Here is an 18,436-nt window from a genome sequence, read left to right as displayed (position 1 = left end):
TTGAGTATAGTAAATTTCTTAAATATTTGATTTATTGTAAGTTTTAAGTAAGTATTTTTCTAGTTAGCAAACTATTTAATGCAGCTTTTATTTACAATTAAATTAGTTTCAATCGTACTTTACTTTCCGTTTTTTATAAAAGTGAATTCTTAATCATGCAGTGAGGAAACAGCAACTATTTGCTGCAGGCGGAAATATATAATTAAGGGTTTCAAAAGCATCTAATTTTTAACTAAACTAAAAATTATGAAAAAATTTGCCTTATTAATTTATATCATTTCTATTCAAAGTTTTGGACAGATTTATGTTGGCGCAAGTACTCCCGTTTATGTAAAAAACCAGGTTCTTTACGTAGGACAAACCATAAACCTTGCCGCAAATTCAAATTTATATCTGCGTAATTTATCTCAGCTGGTTCAGGGTACAACAGGAACTTCGACTAATGTAGGAACCGGAATAATTTCTGTTTATCAGGAAGGAAGCGCAGATAATTTTGACTACAATTACTGGTGTTCTCCCGTAGGCGTAAACGTAGCTGCAACCGGAAATCGAAATTTTGGTATTACACTGCTAAACAGGCCTACAACCTCAACGGCTTCGACTGCCGCAACAATCCTTCCGTTAGCAAGTTATGACGGAATTGCAAATCCGCTTTCTATTGCTTCACGATGGATTTATAAATTGACCAATGCCAATAGTTATTCGCAATGGGTTCAGGTAGGAACTACTACTACACTGGCACCCGGTGAAGGTTTCACCATGAAAGGAACCAGTGGCACTGATGCTGTAGACCCGGAAGGAACAGGAGCAAATAATCCCGGCGGAACTGGCGCTCAGCGTTATGATTTTAGAGGAAAACCCAATGACGGAAATATTACCGTTACCGTTGGTGCGGGAAATGCCTCAACCTTAACCGGAAATCCATATCCTTCTGCCTTGCATTTAAATGCTTTTTTATTAGATCCGCTAAACAGTGCCTGTACGGGAATTGCTTATTTCTGGGAACAGGACAAAACCACAAATTCACACTTAATTAAGGCTTACAGAGGCGGATATGCCACTTATTCACCCGGAAGTTTAGGTTCAAACGGTATTTATGTTCCGGCCACTTTTAATAGTTATAATGGTGATGGTTCGTTAAATACGGTTGGTACTTCGTCTGGGCTTATGCGTCAGCGTAAATACTCGCCTATTGGACAGGGATTTGTAATTAAAGGCGCTGCAAACGGAACGGTAACCTTTAGAAATTCGTATCGAATATTTTATAAAGAAGGCGCAGGTTTGTCGCAATTTGAAAAACCCGCAAAAGATAAAACCACTGCTAAAACCGAAGCAACAGCTAAAACTGAAAAAGCCGAAGAATCAAATGATATTCCGCACATCAGGATAAATGCTATTATCAACAACGAATTTACCAGACAGCTGGCTCTTGCATTTTTACCGGAAGCTACTGACGGAGTTGACAGAGGTCTTGACGCCGTAAGCATGGACAATTTTCCCAGCGATACTTTCTTTTTGATGGAAGGAAAAAATTATATTATTACAGGTACTAATTTTGATATTACCAAACAAATTCCTTTAACCGTAAAGGCCGAAGCCAGCACTACCCTTAAATTTTATATTCCCGAAGTTATCAACTTCGACCCTGCGCAAAATATATTTATATATGATGCTTCAGATGCATCGTATCATAATATTAAAACGGGGAATTATGAAGTTACCATTCCGGCAGGCGTATTCCCGGATCGTTTTAAAATTACTTTCACAAACAAAACACTGGGCACAGATGAAAATGCTAAAAGTAATTTTTTCATTATGCAGGACAATTCAAGCCGTTTATTAAAAGCTTCAAATCCGGATTTTATTTTGTTTAAGTCATTTTATCTCTATGATATGGTGGGTAAAACAGTTCGGTATAAAGAGAACTTGGGGGTTGAAGAAAACTATAGTTTCTCTACTTCCGGCTTAAGTTCCGGAGTATATATTGCGACCTTCATAACTGCTGATAATGAAAAAATATCCCAAAAAGTAATTATTTCGAATGCAGGAAATTAATAATGTTTTTTATTGCCTTTCAACTATCTAAAACCTGAAATTATGAAAAATACAGCCTCAAAAAACCACCAGGCATTATTACTACTCGTTTTTATTTTTTTATCCTTTATATCATACGCTCAGGTCGGAATTGGAACTACTACTCCTAATGCCAGTTCAGTATTAGATATTACCTCAACTACTCAGGGTATGCTGACTCCCAGAATGACTACCGCCCAAAGAGCTGCCATAACAACTCCTGCTGACGGATTAATTGTATATGATACTGATTTAAAAGCTTTTTATTATTATTCATCAGGTACAACGTCATGGTTAGTGGTGAGCAGCGGTGTAAATCCCAGATTAAATTTTAAACGTATTCGATCTACAGATAATTTAGCAACCGTTTTGGCAGCAGAACTGACTGCAGGCGGAGGATCAAAATATCTTTTAAACTCAAATACATTATATGAAATAAATGGTACTGTTACTTTCAATTTTCCTATAGAATTAAATAATGCTTATGTACACGGTTTAGATTCAAATGATGATATTATACTTAGAACAACAGGAAATATTTTTGAAGGCGCTACAGGAGGAAATATAAAAAATGTAACCCTTAGAGCAGCAACAGGAAGTGTTTTTAACCTGAGTGGATCAGCAACTCAAAATTTAGTTTTTAGGGACTGTATCGTTGCCAATTCGGCAAGTGTAGGGACAATATCTGGTTTTGGACTTGTATTTTTGAGTATTGTCAATTTTACGGGAAATACAACCGGAATAACTTATAACAATATTAATCTGCTTTTACTAAGTAATATGGGTTGGTTTAGCAATAATACCGGAACTTATGAAAAACTAACCGGAACTTTTACATTAGTAGAAAAACAAGGTGGTTTTAGTCAGGTTGACGGAACTGCCGTAGGATTTGATGTTTCTACATCCGGGCTTACTATTACTGGAGATGCTGTATTAGAATCTGTTGTTTTTACGGGTTCAAATACAACAGGGTATGTAAAAGGCTATACAACGGGATCGTATACAGGATATAATTTTACTAATAGCTGGAGCGTAAGAGCTGCCGGAATTCCTAATGAAACTGACGCAAGTGCTGTTGGTGATATGTCTATGGATTATACTGTTGGAAGTGGACTTGGAGTCACCTTTAACTCTGCAAATCCTAGTAATATTGTAAAAGTTGGCGCAACTGGTACTCCCACTACCACATACACGAATTTATTCAGGTTCTCAACAGATAATGTTAATCGATTACGATATCAGGGAAAAAAGAAACGAATTTTCCAAATTGGAGGATCTATATCTTTTCAGGTTCCTTTTGCCGGAACTTATATTATTTATGTGGGTAAAAATGGAACTCCCATAACTCAATATAAAATTTATGGGAGAGGCCAAGCAACAAATGATATAGTAGTTTTACCCATTAATGCATCAGTAGAATTAGTTAATGGTGATTATATTGAAATTTTTGCACAGCGTTACACAGGACTTACTGGTGATATCGTCGTACCCAATATGACAATTACAATTAAATAATTTACTCATTTGTATAAAAAAATGTAGTCCCTACGGGACAATAATATCGGGTAATGCATTTTTTTGTACCGATCTGAAACTCCTAACGGAGTTTTTTTTCTGCAGCAAATTTCCAAACATTTTCTAGCGACCAGAAACTCCTAACGGAGTTTTTTAAATCCTAATGCATTTCTGCAAACATAAATTCTGTTAGGAATTTCATATCCTAGAAAAAAAATAAATTCTAATACATTCTGCAAACGTAAACTCCGTTAGGAGTTTCATATCGGTAGAAAAACCAATATCGACCACAGAAAAATTGTCCCGTAGGGACAACATCTCATTAAACATACAAATCAAATATTAAAAAGAGGCTGACTCAAAAATATGATCAGCCCCTTTTATATAATTGATAATTAACCATTAACAATTCACAATTCCTCAAAATCCCCCGGTTTCCAGCTTCCGTTAAAAGCGGCGGCTTCCGGGCCGTAAATTCTAAAATAGGCAAACCAGCCTCTGTTAGGAAGCGTTTTTATCCATTGTCCTTCTTTTCCCTCAGGAGCTTTTGGTCCAAAATACAAATCGATACTCTTTCCTCCTATTTTATCTTTCAATTCAAATAAAGAACGAAGAGCCGCTTTATTCTGATCTGTTATAACCTGACTTCTCGTAAGCGCATCATAAATAGTTACCGACCAAAAAAGCTTTGCAGGAACAGGCGTAGGAATCGTAAGCTTGTATGTTTTTCCGCCATCCACATATTTTCCTGTGCCGTCTTTAAGTCCAAGCCAGTACAACGATCCAGAACCTTCTTTTCTGCGAAACATTGAAGGAGAGGCTCCAATAGCCTGATAAAACCATGTTTCGCGACCATCAAGATCTACATAATTTTGGGTATTGAAGTCTCCGTCTTCAAATCTTAAGCCAACCCATTCCCATTTTCTGTCATTCCATACTACTTTATCAGGGCGGCGATCAGCAAACGATTGTACTCTCATTTGCGCATTTGCTATTTTCGCCGCTTTTTCGAGTATTCCTTTCAAACGTGCATCTGGTTTAAAAGGTTTTCCTTTTATGATACCCAATACAGCCAGTTCTCCGTAATAATTTCGATACCCATCATAAGCAGGTTCACGCTGAATTACATCGTTTAGCGATTCCCAGTATTTAATATTATTTTCCCACGCAACAGGTGTTGTATTTTGAGGTTTATCTGTAAGTTCAAGCCAGCTTGGATCTTTCCAGTCGGCTCCTTTGTTTAGCGGATATACTTTTACTGTTTTAATGCGTTCCATAGCCGCTTTTACATCACCGCCTACAGGAAGCGATCGTATCCCAACTGTAAGATTATTTGATGAAGATTTCCATACATAATAACCAGAACCCGGAACAGAGCCTTTATAAGCAGGCGGAAGTAATAAATGTTTCCCTCCATTTCCTGCATCAGGCCCCGGAATACCCATATCGGCAACCCATCGCTGGTTTACATCCATAGCAACCACAATAAGCGGTCCTTTAGGAACATCAATAATCATTGGCCCTTTTGACAAATCAATTGGAATTGGACCATACGGAGTATCAGAGTTTAATGTAAACCCAATTTGCCCTGGTTTAGTGTCTAATGTTCCAAATGAACTGTTTGGGATAATTTTAATCGTGTCGTTTCCTTTTACCAAACCTTCACCAGAAACTGTTGGATAGAAAAATTTATAAGCTTGTATTGCCCTGTTTAAATCAGCATCATCGTATGCTTTTTGTATTGTTTTTTCGGTTGGATATCCTCCAACAAATTCATAACCGTCTGAACTTGAATCTGACGAGTTATTGTCTAAAACTGAAGTATCAGATTCTTTTTTACAGCTGCTTAAAACAAGAAGAAGCAGACTAAAATATAGAAATAGCTTTTTCATAAAAAATGGTTTTATAGTTATTTCGCTTTCGCGGATTTTCCTGTTTTTGAGCCTTTGTTTTCACTCAGGTTATACGTTACTTTTTCAATTTTTCCGGTAAATTCAAAAGGGAGTTTATAATTAAAATCAACTGGAGAACCGGCATCCATTCCCACATCTAAACCTTCATTAAGAGATATTTGAATAGGTATTGTTCTTTCCAGATGTTCTTCTCCTACTTTTTTGCCATTAACAAGCAGTGTAACCGTTGCTCCTTTTCCTCTTTCTTCCCCTTTGCCTTCATATTTAAAATCAACAACCAGTTTTACTTTTCCTTTTGGCAATACTTCATTTCCTGTAACTGTAGGACGTTCTAAAGCAAGATTATTGTAAACAAAACTTGGTTTACCGTTTTGTACATAAAGTCCGTAACCGCCTACTAAACCTCCGTGTGTTACAATCATTCCTTCTGCTCCATTATCTGGAACATCAATATCGGCGGTAATTGACCATGATTTATTAAGGATTCTTGGAGCGGCTTCATTTGGTAAACCCACTTGTCCGGAATAATAAGTAAAAGTATTGGTGTCTCCGGCCAGCGTTGGTCTTCCCATTAATTCTCCGTTCAGTCTTTCAACAGCACGCCAGTCCAGCGGAAGTACATTGTATTTAGCCGCTTCAACCCACCATAAATCCTGCATTTCTCTTAATTTCTGCGGATTTTTTGCTGCTAAATCATTGGCCTGACTAAAATCTTCATCGACTTTATAAAGCTCCCATTTTTGTTTATCGGGATCAAATGCACCACGATTTGGATTCCACGGTGCAAATGATAATGCCGAAGCCATCCAGCCATTGTGATAAATACCTCTGTTTACAGCCAGTTCAAAATATTGGGTTGTATGTTTTTCTTTTGCTTTGGCATCATTAAAAGTATAAGCAAAACTAATTCCTTCAATAGGCTTTTGAGTAATACCATTTACAACTTCAGGTGGTGTAATACCAATGACATCATAAAGCGTTGGTACAACATCAATGGTATGTGTAAACTGGCTTCTTAAACCTCCTTTGTCTTTAATTTTGGCAGGCCATGAAATAATCATAGGGTTTCGTGTTCCTCCAAAATGACTTGCCACCTGTTTTGTCCATTGAAAAGGTGTATCCATTGCCCACGCCCATTCTGCCGTAAAATGATTAAAATGTTTTGGCCCGCCCAACTCGTCTATCACTTTAAGGTTATCCTGCCATTTTTCGGGAATTCCGTTAAAAAATAAATTTTCATTTACAGAACCTTCTATTCCGCCTTCGGCACTGGCGCCATTATCTCCGGCAATGTAAATAATAATGGTATTATCTGCATCGGGCAATTGTTTTACAGCATTGACCACTCTTCCCATTTCATAATCACAATGTGAACCGTATGCCGCAAATACTTCCATCATTCTGGCATACAAACGTTTTTGATCGGCATTGAGTGAACTCCACGCTGGCAGACTTTCTGGTCTTGGAGTAAGTTTTGCATCTGGCGGAATAACACCCAGTTTTTTCTGTCTTTCAAAAGTCTGCTCTCTGTAAGCATCCCAGCCCATATCAAATTTACCTTTGAACTTGTCTATCCAGTCCTGCGGAGCATGATGCGGTGAATGTGCCGCACCCGGGGCAACGTATAAAAAATAAGGTTTATCTGGCGCGATCGATTTTACTTTTTGTACCCATGCAATAGCATGATCTGCAAGGTCGACTGTCATGTGATAATTTGGATCTTTAGAAACTGGAACAAGATTTCGGTTTTCAAACAAAACCGGGTTCCAGTGATTCATATCTCCAGAATTAAATCCATAAAAATATTCGAAGCCTAATCCGTTTGCCCAGCGGTCAAACGGTCCTGCTTCACTGGTTTCCCAAGCAGGTGTATTGTGATTTTTACCAATCCATGCCGTCATGTAACCATTTTGACGTAAAACTTCGGCAATGGTTGCGGCATTTTTGGGTAGTATACAAACTGCGCCGTCATAACCTGTAGCCGCTTCTGTAATTCCGGAAAAAGAAACTGAGTGATGATTTCGTCCTGTTATTAAGGCTGCACGCGTTGGACTGCAAAGCGCTGTAGTATGAAATTTATTGTAACGAATTCCTTCTGCTGCAAGTTTATCCATTGTTGGCGAAGGTACGCCGCCGCCAAAAGTACTAAACTGTCCAAATCCCGAATCATCTAATAAAATGAGCACCACGTTTGGTGCGCCTTTTGGAGCTTTTACAGGCTGAGGAAATTGCGGCGGATCTGAATCCAGATACGTTCTGCCCACATATCCTGAAAAATGAAAATCAGGTTGCGGCAAAACTTTTGGAGTTTCCGGTTTTTCATTTTCCTGGCTAAAAGTAACCTGTGTACCAATAATTACAAATAATAGAAGTATTGCTTTATTTTTTATGAAAATTAAAGCAGCATTTAAAATGTCGTTTGTTTTCATGATTTGTGGTTTTAAGGGACAACTAAGTTACAACTTACTAAGAACCAAAATCTTACAAATAGGTTTCAAATTATAATTTGAAACCTATTTGCTCTGATTCCACAAAAAAAAACCATTCAAATTAATGAATGGTTTCAGTATATTTTATATAAACAATTTGTTAGAGCATCTTTTCTCTTTCCCAAAAACGATGTCTTCCTAAAGCTTTTATAAAAGAAGTGTTTAAAGCTTTGTCAGCAATAGTATTGCTAATTAAAACTCCTGCATCCTTCTCTTTTATATCGCTGTTTGTTTTTATTATTTGAATTCCTTCTGCTTCAGCTGCAATAAACTTACAGTGATTATAGGAATCATTTATAAATTCTTTCACTTCCTTGATTCTTGAAAGTTCTTTAATTCCTTTTCCTCCCGGAATAAAAACCCCGTCAAAAAGTACCGAAGCTGCAATTTTATAAGTTTGATCCACCGGAATGGCTGTTCCGTCTTCTGATGTAATTGTTCCTAAATGCGGTGCAATAATTACTGCTTTTGCACCTGCATTTTGAAGCGCCGTTTTCATTGCTTTTACTGATGATGCATTTACGCCTTCAGCACATAAAAAAGCAATCTGGCGTGTTGCAATAGTATTCGAAATAGTTGGATTTTTCAGCATACTTAAAGCATCAGAATTTTTAATGCTTTGTTTCACTTTTGTTGGTTCGTGATTGCCTTTATCATCGGCACCAACTCCATGATTGATGGGTTTTTCGATATTCTTTGGAACCGGAATTCCTAAGGATTTGGCAACTTTTGATGCCAGATTACCATCAACTTGATTTAGCAGCCCAAGCATTCTTTCTCTAATTGCAACAGTTTCAACTTTACCAAGTTCAAAAGACAATGCGTTTGCAATATGATCTTGTTCTACCGGAGTCTGGCTGTTATAAAAAAGTACGGCCTGACTAAAATGATCTGAAAAACTTTCGCTTCTTTCTCTTATTTTATGAGCATCAATTCGCTCATTAAAACTGGCAAAACCTCCTTCGTCAATTTTTGCCTGAAAAGGACATCCGCCGCCTAGGGAATTAGGATGATAACTTACTTTACCAACTGCAATTTCCTGACGCATATGCCCGTCACGCTGATTGTTGTGCATAGGCGCAATGGTTCTGTTAATTGGTATTTCATGAAAATTAGGACTTCCTAACCTTGATAATTGTGTATCTGTATAAGAAAATAAACGGCCTTGTAATAACGGATCATTTGTGAAATCAATTCCCGGAACTATATGCCCCGGATGGAACGCAACCTGTTCTGTTTCTGCAAAAAAATTGTCTGGGTTTTTATCCAGTACCATTCTTCCAATAATGGTTACCGGAACCAATTCTTCAGGAACTAATTTTGTTGGGTCTAAAAGGTCAAAATCATATTTATGTTCATCGCTTTCCGGAATAATCTGAACACCTAATTCCCATTCAGGGAAATTTCCGGTATCGATCGCTTCCCATAAATCCAGTTTATGAAAATCAGAATTTTTACCTGATATTTTTTGTGCTTCGTCCCAGGCAACAGCATGAGTTCCTAATTTTGGTTTCCAGTGAAATTTTACAAAATGAGATTCGTTTTGTGCATTCACAAATCTAAAGGTATGAACTCCAAAACCTTCCATCATTCTTAAACTTCTCGGAATTGCCCTGTCGCTCATTACCCACATAACCATATGCATGGATTCTGGCATTAAGGAAATAAAATCCCAAAAAGTATCATGTGCAGACGCCGCCTGCGGAATTTCATTGTGCGGTTCGCCTTTAACAGCGTGAATTAAATCTGGAAATTTCATGGCATCCTGAATAAAGAATACCGGAACATTGTTTCCAACTAAATCAAAAATACCTTCCTGAGTATAAAATTTTACGGCAAATCCACGAACATCGCGTGCTAAATCTGTTGATCCTCTTGAACCGGCAACAGTTGAAAACCTAACAAAAACGGGAGTTTTAATACTTGTGTTGTTTAAAAATCCGGCTTTAGTATATTTTTCCATGGTTTTATAAAGTTCAAAATATCCATGAGCTCCAGAGCCTCTTGCGTGAACGATTCGTTCCGGAATGCGTTCGTGATCAAAATGAGTTATTTTTTCTCTAAGAATAAAATCTTCTAAAAGAGACGGTCCTCTTTCTCCTGCCTTTAAGGAATTGTTATTATCATTAATCTTAACTCCCTGATTAGTGGTCAAAAACTGATTTTCTCCATTCGATCTATTTAAATCTAAATCTCTTTGTTTTCCATCAGAATTATCCTGATTTGTTTTCTTTGAATTTTTCATTTGTTTCTTGATTTAAAATGTATTGGTGACTTAATAATTGGTCTATTTCGATAGAAGAATATTTAGCAAAATAGCTAAACAAAGTTAGAAGGCTTTTCATGTTAAATATTATACAATTTGGTTTCAGGCTTATAACATTCATATTACAATATCCATGATATCAATTATTTAATCCTATAATTATATAATTACGAAATCTAATCGTATAACTAAAAAAGGTGTTTCTAAAAGTAATTTTGAGTAAGTCACTTTAAAAACACCGTACATGATTTTTAATGTTATTATACAATTGGTTGTGGTTTCAATTATGGCAACATCAGCCATGACGTGGTTTAGTTATGCCATGTCAAAAAGCTTTAGAGAATTGTATAAAGAACCGGTGCTTTTGAGTTATGCTATCGACAAAATGAAAATAGAGCTCTCACCGAAGTCAAAAAAAATCTGGGGCTGGTTATTACATTATATAATTGGTCTTTTGTTTGTTATAGGATATCATATTATTTGGGTAAAGGATATACTGCCAATTTCACCGTTAACCGCTCTTATATTAGGAGTGATAAGCGGTGTAGTTGGCATAGTCAGCTGGATAATTATTTTTAAGATGACCCACCATCACCCCCCAATTGATTTTAAGGGTTATTACATTCAGCTGTTCTTTGCCCATATAATTTTTGCCATTGTCGCCACGGCGCTCTACTCTGTTACGTTAACACTTTTAATATTAGCAAACGCATATGTCACTGTCTAAATACAACGAAAAAAGAGATTTTAAACAAACCCGCGAACCAAAGGGTAAAATCGGAAAATCAGGAAGTGAATTGATTTTTGTCGTTCAAAAACATGCTGCATCACATTTGCATTATGATTTTAGGTTAGAAATGGATGGCGTTCTTAAAAGCTGGGCTGTTCCAAAAGGTCCATCACTTGATCCGGAAATAAAACGCCTCGCCATGATGGTCGAGGATCATCCGTACAGTTATAAAGATTTTGAAGGTACAATTCCCGAAGGAAATTATGGTGCCGGAAATGTTATTGTCTGGGATAACGGAACGTATACTTCTGACGAAAAAACCGCCTCAGACGAAAAACAATTATTAGCCGATTTGAAAAAAGGACGTTTAAGTTTTATCTTAAAAGGAAAAAAACTTAAAGGGGAATTTTCATTGGTAAAACTTCACGGAAAACAGGAAAACGCCTGGCTGTTGATCAAAAAACAAGATAAATATGCTACAAATGCTGATATTTTAGAAAAAAATAAATCGGTTATTTCTAAAAGAAGTTTAGAAGAACTGGAGAAAAAATCTGAAAAAGTAAAGGCAAAACCAGAAGAAAAAGAAGAAAAGCAAACGATAAAAAAAAAGTCTAAAGCCAAACCTGCCGAAGTTTCTTTTGTAAAACCAATGCTTGCCACGACAGTCGAAAAACCTTTTGATGATGAAGAATGGGTTTTTGAAAATAAATATGACGGCTATCGTACCGTTGCCGTTATTAATCCGGATGAAGTAAATTTATTCAGCAGAAATCAAATTTCGTTCAATGTCAGTTTTAAACCCGTTGCAGACGAATTGAAAAAAATAGATCATACGGTAATTCTTGATGGCGAAATCGTGGTTGAAAATGAATCTGGAAGAGCTGATTTTCAACTTCTTCAAAATTATCTTAAAACAGGAATCGGAAACCTAAAATATTATGTTTTTGATCTGCTCAATTTAGATGGAAATTCGGTTACAGACCTTTCTCTGCTTGACAGAAAAGAGCTTTTGAAAATTTTATTTAATAAATATGATTTTACAAATGTTTTTTATTCGGAACATACTATTGGGGACGGAATTAAACAATTTGAAAAAGCCCGAAAAAATAACAGCGAAGGTATTATTGCCAAAAAAGCTGACAGTAGCTATAATATAGCCACCAGAAGTAATAACTGGCTTAAAATTAAAATTTCTAATGAAGAAGAAGCAATCATCATTGGAATAACAGAACCTAAAAATTCCCGAAAATACTTTGGCGCCATTTTACTGGGCCAATATAATGACGGAGAATTAAAATATATTGGAAAATGCGGAACGGGTTTTTCAGAAGAAGTTCTAAAGGAGCTTTATACAAAGCTTAAACCACTATTTCTGGATAAATCCCCGCTAAACGAAAAAGTTCCAATAAGAGATAAAATTCAATGGGTTAAACCCAAAGTTGTCTGTCAGGTTAAATATTCAGAATGGACACAGGATAATAACCTGAGACATCCTGTTTATCTGGGATTAAGAATTGATAAAAAAGCCAATGAAGTTGTTTTCAGTGGCAAAAGCAAAACTAACCTCAAGCAAAATAAAATGGAAGATTTAAAAGAACACAAAACCGAAAATGATTACGATTTAAAAGTTGGAAAAGCCACTTTACATTTAACAAATCAGAACAAAGTCTATTTTCCTGCTGACGGTATTACAAAAGGCGAAATTATTCAATATTACAATGAAGTTTCATCCCTTATGCTGCCTTATTTAAAAGATCGTCCGGAATCTATGAACCGCTTTCCTAACGGAATTGATGCGCCAAGTTTTTATCAAAAAGATATTGATCTGGAGAAAACTCCAAAATGGCTCAAAACCAAAAAAATATTCTCAGAATCGAACGAAGAAAACATAGATTATCTTATTTGCAATGATAAGGAAACATTGCTTTATATGGCAAATTTGGGCTGTATAGAAATTAATCCGTGGAATTCGACCATAAAAAACATTCATAATCCCGACTGGCTTGTAATGGACCTTGATCCTGCAAAAGAAGACGATTTTCATATTGTTGTTGAAACTGCACAAGTTGTAAAACAAGTTATGGATGAATTGGAAACGGAATGTTTGTGCAAAACTTCGGGCGCGACAGGGTTACATATTTATATTCCGCTTGGTGCACAATACGATTATGATTCGATAAAAATTTTAGGAGAATTAATCGCCAAGGAAGTTCAGACAAGGCTTCCGGATATTACAACAATTGAGCGAAGCATCAAAAAACGAGATAATAAACTTTATATCGATTATCTGCAAAACCGCCGCGGACAAACTTTGGCCGCGCCTTATTCTGTTCGTCCTAAACCTGGTGCAACAGTTTCAACACCTTTAGAATGGAGTGAAGTTACTACTAAATTACATCCGTCGCAGTTTACGATTAAAAATGTATTACAGCGATTTGAGAAAAAAGGGGATTTATGGGAACCTGTTTTATCAAAAGGTGCCAATATTAAAAAGATAATCAAGAAATTAGAAGAGAAACAAGAAAGAGTCTAAGATGACTTTTTCTTTGTTTCTAAACTCGCTTTCAGCATTGACATTAAATCGTCGCTTTGTTTGCTGTGCACCACTTTAAGTTTAGGCGCTTTGGCTGTTTTTCCTTTGGCTTTCTTTTTAATTATATCCAAAAGTTTGGCGGTATATTCATCTTTAAAACCCGTAATATCAAATTTCTCAGTAAGTTGGTCGATTAGTTTTTCGGCCATATCCATTTCTTTGGTGGCTTTTTTAGAAACCGGAGGCAGTTTTAATTCGTCTGTAGCCCTGATTTCCTGTTCAAAACGAATTCGGTTTAAAACAATGACATTTTTGTATGGTTTTAAAATCGCAAGACTTTCTTTGTTTCGTAAAACAAAACGCGTTACGCCTACTTTTCCTGAAGCTTCAAGTGCATCACGAAGCAATCCGTATGCATTCATTGCGCCTTTATCCGGTTCCAGATAATACGGCTGTTCGTAATAAATACTTTGAATTTCTTTTTCGAGAACAAAACTTTCAATAGCAATTGTTTTGGTTTTGATGGCATCTGCGGCTTCAAAATCAGAATCCTCTAAAATGACATATTTATCTTCAATTTTGTAGCCTTTTACAATATTTGCAAAATCAACTTCTTTACCCGTATCTTCATTAACACGTTTGAATTTAATATTGGCATGGTCTTTTTTATCCAGCATGTCCATATCAAGACTGCTCTCCTCTACCGCCGAAAACATTTTTATTGGAATATTAATCAATCCAAAACTCACTGAACCTGTCCATATCGATCTCATAACTCTTTCATTTAATTAGCTTTAAAATTAAATCACAAACACTGATATAGTTTTATAACATCATCAAAAACTTTTATAAAATAACGACCAAAAAAAACGGCGCATAAAGCACCGTTTTTTAATAATTCACAATTAACAATTAATAATTAACCATTCAAATAATTATTTTTTGTCTATTTTATAAAGTCTTCCCTGATCTGTTACCGCATACAAAGCACCATCTGCACCTTGTGTAATATCTCTAAAACGCTGTCCTTCACTTGCCAATAATCTTTCTTCGCCCACCACTTTATTATCTCTTATAACAAGTCGTGCAATATGCGTGGCGCTTAACGAACCTATGAAAAGATTATTTTCCCATTCCGGTACACGATTTCCTGAGTAGAAAGTCATTCCGCTAGGCGAAATCACAGGATCCCAGTAATAAACCGGCTGTTCCATTCCGTCTTTCTGCTGAATAGCATCGCCAATTGGCTGTCCGCTGTATTCAATTCCGTACGTAATAGTTGGCCATCCATAATTTGTTCCGGCTTTCAAACGGTTGATTTCGTCACCGCCTCTTGGTCCGTGTTCGCTCTCCCAGATTTCTTTCGTAACCGGATGCATAGCAAGTCCTTGTGGGTTTCTGTGTCCATATGTAAATATTTCTGGTAAAGCATTTGCACCTCCAAAAGTTGGATTTCCGGGTGCAGGCTGTCCGTCTTTTGTAATTCTGACTACTTTACCAAGACTTGCTGTTAAAGATTGTGCCAAAGGTCTGGTTTGCAAAACAGAACGTTCACCCGTACTTACAACAAGATTTCCGGTTTGATCAAACAGAATTCTTCCCCCATAATGTAAATCACTTGGATTTGCAGGACTTGAACGATAAATTACGGTTGCGTTTTCTATAGTTTTTTCGTCATTTGAAAGTTTACCTTTTGCAACAGCAGAAATATTTCCGCCTGTTACGGCTTCAGAAAATACCCAGTAAATCATTTTGTTTGTTGGATAATCAGGATCAAGGCATAAACCTAATAAACCTCCCTGATTCGCAGGATTTACGGCAGGCAAACCTGTAATTGGCGCACTGACCACTCCGGCAGTTGTCACAATGCGCAAAGTTCCCGTTGTTTTTTGAGTTACCAAAAGTCGGCCGTCTGGAAGCACTTTCACGCCCCACGGACTTGTAAGCGCCGATGTAATGATGTCGGCTTTATATTCTGTATTGGTAGTCATTCCGCTAATTCTGGTTTGTCCGGCAAAAGCAGGTTTATATTGAGTATTTGCAGGATTTGTTTCTACAGGGTTCGTTACGGTTCCGCCTCCATTTTCAGGATCATCATCGTTGTTGTTGCAGCTAAATGCAAATAATGCACTCGAAAGAATCAAAATGTACTTTAAATTTTTCATCGTAGATATTTATTAAATTAATTTGGGTTATAAATTCAAATATCTAAAATAAAAATTCAAAAATTTTATATAATTTAAGATAAGACTTACAGAATTTATATTGAATTTCGATCCCGATTATCATTCCATAGGAATGTTTCATTGATAGAAAAAAATAATAATTGTCCGGGTTTACTTTCCTTAGGCACGTTTGATACGTTCGATTATTAAAAATGATGCCATAATCAAACGTTCCCTACGGAACGTAAATAATAATAACATAATATTTTCTACCGACGAGGTGTTCCTACGGAACATAAAATATTATACAAATATTTTTGGCATAACCTACCAGCTGTATTTCAATATCAATCTAGCATTAAATGGCGTTCCTGCTGTAAAATGAATTTCTTCAACAGGATCAGTTTCATTTGCTAAACGGGATTCTGTTAAAAATTGTGTTTCCTTCCATTTTGTATTAAAAATATTGTCGATGTTTACGCCTATCGAAACTTTTTTAATTTGATAATTTACTGAGAAATCGGTGATGCAGTAACCTTTTGCCACAACCGAATTATCTTCATTCGCCGGACGATCTCCCAAAAATCTCGTTCTTAAACTTCCCGAAAACCCTTTTAAATCTTTTACCGAAAATCCGTTCATTAAAGTATGAACCGGAGCAAGCGGTAAATAATCATTTCCTTTTGGTTCGTCGATTGCTCTTGCGTGTGTATACGTATAATCTGTATTCCAAAATAACCAGTTCGTTAACTGATATCTAAAACCGAAATCAAAACCTTTACGTTCTGTTTTTCCGCTTGGTTCAACAACTGCTTCGTCGCCCACATATACAAATTCCTGTGCTAAATACAAATACCAAATTGCCGAGTTCACGATCATTCTTGGAAACGGTTTCCAGTTAATTCCTAAATCGGCACCGTAGGTTTCAGGCAGGATTTTTTCACCTTTCTGCGCTACCACTACGCGTGTATCGTTGCTGTGAAATCCTTTTCCCATTTTTAAGAAATATTGTAATTTTTCATTTTGGGTATAAAGGAAATTCAGTTTTGGGCTTACAATTGCTTTTGTCTGCGTTTGATTGGTGTAAGTTGAAGCTAGTTGATCTTCATATCCAAACTTAAAATAATCCAATCGCAAACCTCCATTTATTAACCATTTTCCAGATGTAAAATCTAAACTACTATAAGAAAACAAATTTGTTTGGTTGACGTTTCCTAAACTCAAATATTCTAAAACCGTTTTTCTATTTAAAGTATGCGATAATTCCACATCTTTATTATTGTCATTTCGTAATCCTGCCCCTAATTTAAAAAGCCATTTGTCGCTGATCTTCTCATTATATTCTGATTGAAAACCTACAATTGTTCTGTTTTCTTTTTGTTTGATTTGATCGCCGTTTACAGGATCATTCAGGAAAGTAAAATTCGAATACAATTCAAAATCATATTTGCTCAAATACGCTGTGTTTTTAATATGCGTGTTTTCATCGATTTTGGCATCGTATTGTAAGTTGAAATTAGTTCTTCCAGTGTTTCCTCCTTCGTTTGGGTCAATTGCGCCATAATGCGAAATGGTTCCGTCATTTACGGCACGATCCGGAATTTGTCCGCTGGCGTCCCATTGACTTTTAAAATGCGAAACAGCAATTGCCAGTTTGTCGCCGTTATTCATTTTTGCAGCATATTTTCCAAACAAATTGATTCGGTTAAAGTTTTGCGGCGCATCAAAATAACCATCGGTCATCATATATTCTCCCGCAAAATAGGCCGACTGATTTTCTTTATTCAGCAAATTGAACAAAGCCACCGTACGAAAAGTATCAAACTGTCCGCCTTCAAAAGAAAGTGAACTATTTTGTAAAGCATTTTTGGTATTAAAACCAACATATCCTGCGGTTGTAAAATCACCTTTATCTGCAAAATAAGATCCTTTATCAAAATCGATATTATCTACCGTTTCCGGAATTACAAAATGAAGATCGGCATAGCCTTGTCCGTGTGCGTGCGAAACCATATTCACCGGCATTCCATCTACAGAAACATTAATATCTGTTCCATGATCGCAGTCAAAACCACGCAGGAAAATCTGTTCTGCTTTTCCTCCGCCCGCGTGCTGACCAATAAAAAGTCCCGGAACTTTTCGCAATAAATCCTGCGAATTAGATACGGGTTGAATTTCTAAATCTATTTTGGAGATTGTATTAAGATATTTTAGATTATTGGTAATCGTAACTTCTTCCAATAAAAAAGGTTTTTCTTCTAATTGAATCGATAGATTTTCATTTGATAAAAGCTTTATTTTCTGTGTAATAAATCCTTGTTTTGAAATTTGAAGGCTGTCGCCGATTTTAGTTTCTTCTAAAGTAAATTTTCCGTTTATATCCGTATGAGCGTGCGTTTTAGAAATTAAATTCCGAATCAAAACATCAGATAATGGTTTTCCGTTTGCACCATTTACAGTTCCTGAAACTGCTTGTGATTTTGCCGAAAAAGTGAGGATAAAAACAGAGAAGAAAAATAGAAATCGCATGTAATAAGTTTTGGTATTGGATCGCAAAAATACTATTCTGAGTTTTGGAATGCAATTAATTTTTTAACACATAGAGACATAGTTTTTCTTTGTGTATAAAGGCGTTTCACTTGTTTTTAATGCACATAGTTGTGCGTTTAAAGCTTTGTCAAAGTTTAAAACTTTGACAAAGCTGCGCCATCAAAATGCGTAAAGCTATGTGCAAAAAACCAGTTTTTTTAAT

General features: G+C 36.3%; 10 protein-coding genes. 4 read left to right on the top strand and 6 right to left on the bottom strand.

Features of this window, described 5'->3' with window-relative positions:
• The first annotated feature begins 246 nt into the window (after positions 1–246).
• Both APR43_RS00215 and APR43_RS00210 read left to right on the top strand, forming a co-directional pair.
• Positions 247–2,055, top strand: a complete 1,809-nt coding sequence (locus APR43_RS00215) for a T9SS type A sorting domain-containing protein (RefSeq protein ID WP_053470341.1) — start codon at positions 247–249, stop codon at positions 2,053–2,055.
• Between the two features lie 42 nt (positions 2,056–2,097).
• A complete protein-coding gene (locus tag APR43_RS00210; RefSeq protein WP_053470340.1) occupies positions 2,098–3,588 on the top strand; it encodes a hypothetical protein in 1,491 nt (496 codons plus the stop codon).
• Positions 3,589–3,998: 410 nt separating this feature from the next.
• Here the strand turns inward: APR43_RS00210 and APR43_RS00205 are convergent, their stop codons facing one another.
• The 3 genes from APR43_RS00205 to APR43_RS00195 form a co-directional block, all read right to left on the bottom strand.
• Positions 3,999–5,480: a DUF1254 domain-containing protein gene (locus tag APR43_RS00205; RefSeq protein WP_053470339.1), complete on the bottom strand. Its 1,482-nt coding sequence runs from the start codon at positions 5,478–5,480 to the stop codon at positions 3,999–4,001.
• A 17-nt stretch (positions 5,481–5,497) separates the two neighbouring features.
• The gene (locus APR43_RS00200) at positions 5,498–7,930 is read right to left on the bottom strand and encodes an arylsulfatase (RefSeq protein WP_053470338.1); all 2,433 of its coding nucleotides are present in this window, start codon (positions 7,928–7,930) and stop codon (positions 5,498–5,500) included.
• A gap of 160 nt (positions 7,931–8,090) precedes the next feature.
• The gene (locus APR43_RS00195) at positions 8,091–10,235 is read right to left on the bottom strand and encodes a catalase (RefSeq protein ID WP_053470337.1); all 2,145 of its coding nucleotides are present in this window, start codon (positions 10,233–10,235) and stop codon (positions 8,091–8,093) included.
• Between the two features lie 265 nt (positions 10,236–10,500).
• On the opposite strand from APR43_RS00195, the gene APR43_RS00190 reads away from it, so the two are divergent.
• Both APR43_RS00190 and ligD read left to right on the top strand, forming a co-directional pair.
• Positions 10,501–10,983, top strand: coding sequence for a hypothetical protein (locus APR43_RS00190; protein WP_053470336.1), 483 nt, complete (start codon positions 10,501–10,503; stop codon positions 10,981–10,983).
• On the top strand, positions 10,970–13,519 hold the full coding sequence (gene ligD, locus APR43_RS00185) for a DNA ligase D (RefSeq protein ID WP_053470335.1): 2,550 nt from the start codon (positions 10,970–10,972) through the stop codon (positions 13,517–13,519). Before APR43_RS00190 ends, ligD begins: the two co-directional genes overlap by 14 nt.
• Here the strand turns inward: ligD and APR43_RS00180 are convergent.
• The 3 genes from APR43_RS00180 to APR43_RS00170 all read right to left on the bottom strand — a co-directional run bounded on the left by APR43_RS00180 (position 13,516) and on the right by APR43_RS00170 (position 18,213).
• Positions 13,516–14,292 (bottom strand): Ku protein, encoded by a 777-nt coding sequence (locus tag APR43_RS00180; RefSeq protein WP_053470334.1) that lies wholly within the window; start codon positions 14,290–14,292, stop codon positions 13,516–13,518. The two genes, ligD and APR43_RS00180, sit on opposite strands and share 4 nt — an antisense overlap.
• Positions 14,293–14,454: 162 nt before the next feature.
• Positions 14,455–15,684: a PQQ-dependent sugar dehydrogenase gene (locus APR43_RS00175; protein WP_053470333.1), complete on the bottom strand. Its 1,230-nt coding sequence runs from the start codon at positions 15,682–15,684 to the stop codon at positions 14,455–14,457.
• Between the two features lie 327 nt (positions 15,685–16,011).
• Positions 16,012–18,213, bottom strand: coding sequence for a TonB-dependent receptor (locus tag APR43_RS00170; protein WP_053470332.1), 2,202 nt, complete (start codon positions 18,211–18,213; stop codon positions 16,012–16,014).
• Positions 18,214–18,436: the final 223 nt, after the last annotated feature.

Source organism: Flavobacterium sp. NLM (genome assembly GCF_002210235.1).
Taxonomy (GTDB): Bacteria; Bacteroidota; Bacteroidia; order Flavobacteriales; family Flavobacteriaceae; genus Flavobacterium; species Flavobacterium panici.
Note: the sequence above shows the minus strand (reverse complement) of the source record. Positions and strands in the feature narration are given on the sequence as shown.

Coding starts and splice junctions, on each gene's coding strand:
- APR43_RS00215 (WP_053470341.1), top strand. CDS start 247: ATGAAAAAATTTGCCTTATTAATTTATATCATTTCTATTCAAAGTTTT.
- APR43_RS00210 (WP_053470340.1), top strand. CDS start 2,098: ATGAAAAATACAGCCTCAAAAAACCACCAGGCATTATTACTACTCGTT.
- APR43_RS00205 (WP_053470339.1), bottom strand. CDS start 5,480: ATGAAAAAGCTATTTCTATATTTTAGTCTGCTTCTTCTTGTTTTAAGC.
- APR43_RS00200 (WP_053470338.1), bottom strand. CDS start 7,930: ATGAAAACAAACGACATTTTAAATGCTGCTTTAATTTTCATAAAAAAT.
- APR43_RS00195 (WP_053470337.1), bottom strand. CDS start 10,235: ATGAAAAATTCAAAGAAAACAAATCAGGATAATTCTGATGGAAAACAA.
- APR43_RS00190 (WP_053470336.1), top strand. CDS start 10,501: ATGATTTTTAATGTTATTATACAATTGGTTGTGGTTTCAATTATGGCA.
- ligD (WP_053470335.1), top strand. CDS start 10,970: ATGTCACTGTCTAAATACAACGAAAAAAGAGATTTTAAACAAACCCGC.
- APR43_RS00180 (WP_053470334.1), bottom strand. CDS start 14,292: ATGAGATCGATATGGACAGGTTCAGTGAGTTTTGGATTGATTAATATT.
- APR43_RS00175 (WP_053470333.1), bottom strand. CDS start 15,684: ATGAAAAATTTAAAGTACATTTTGATTCTTTCGAGTGCATTATTTGCA.
- APR43_RS00170 (WP_053470332.1), bottom strand. CDS start 18,213: ATGCGATTTCTATTTTTCTTCTCTGTTTTTATCCTCACTTTTTCGGCA.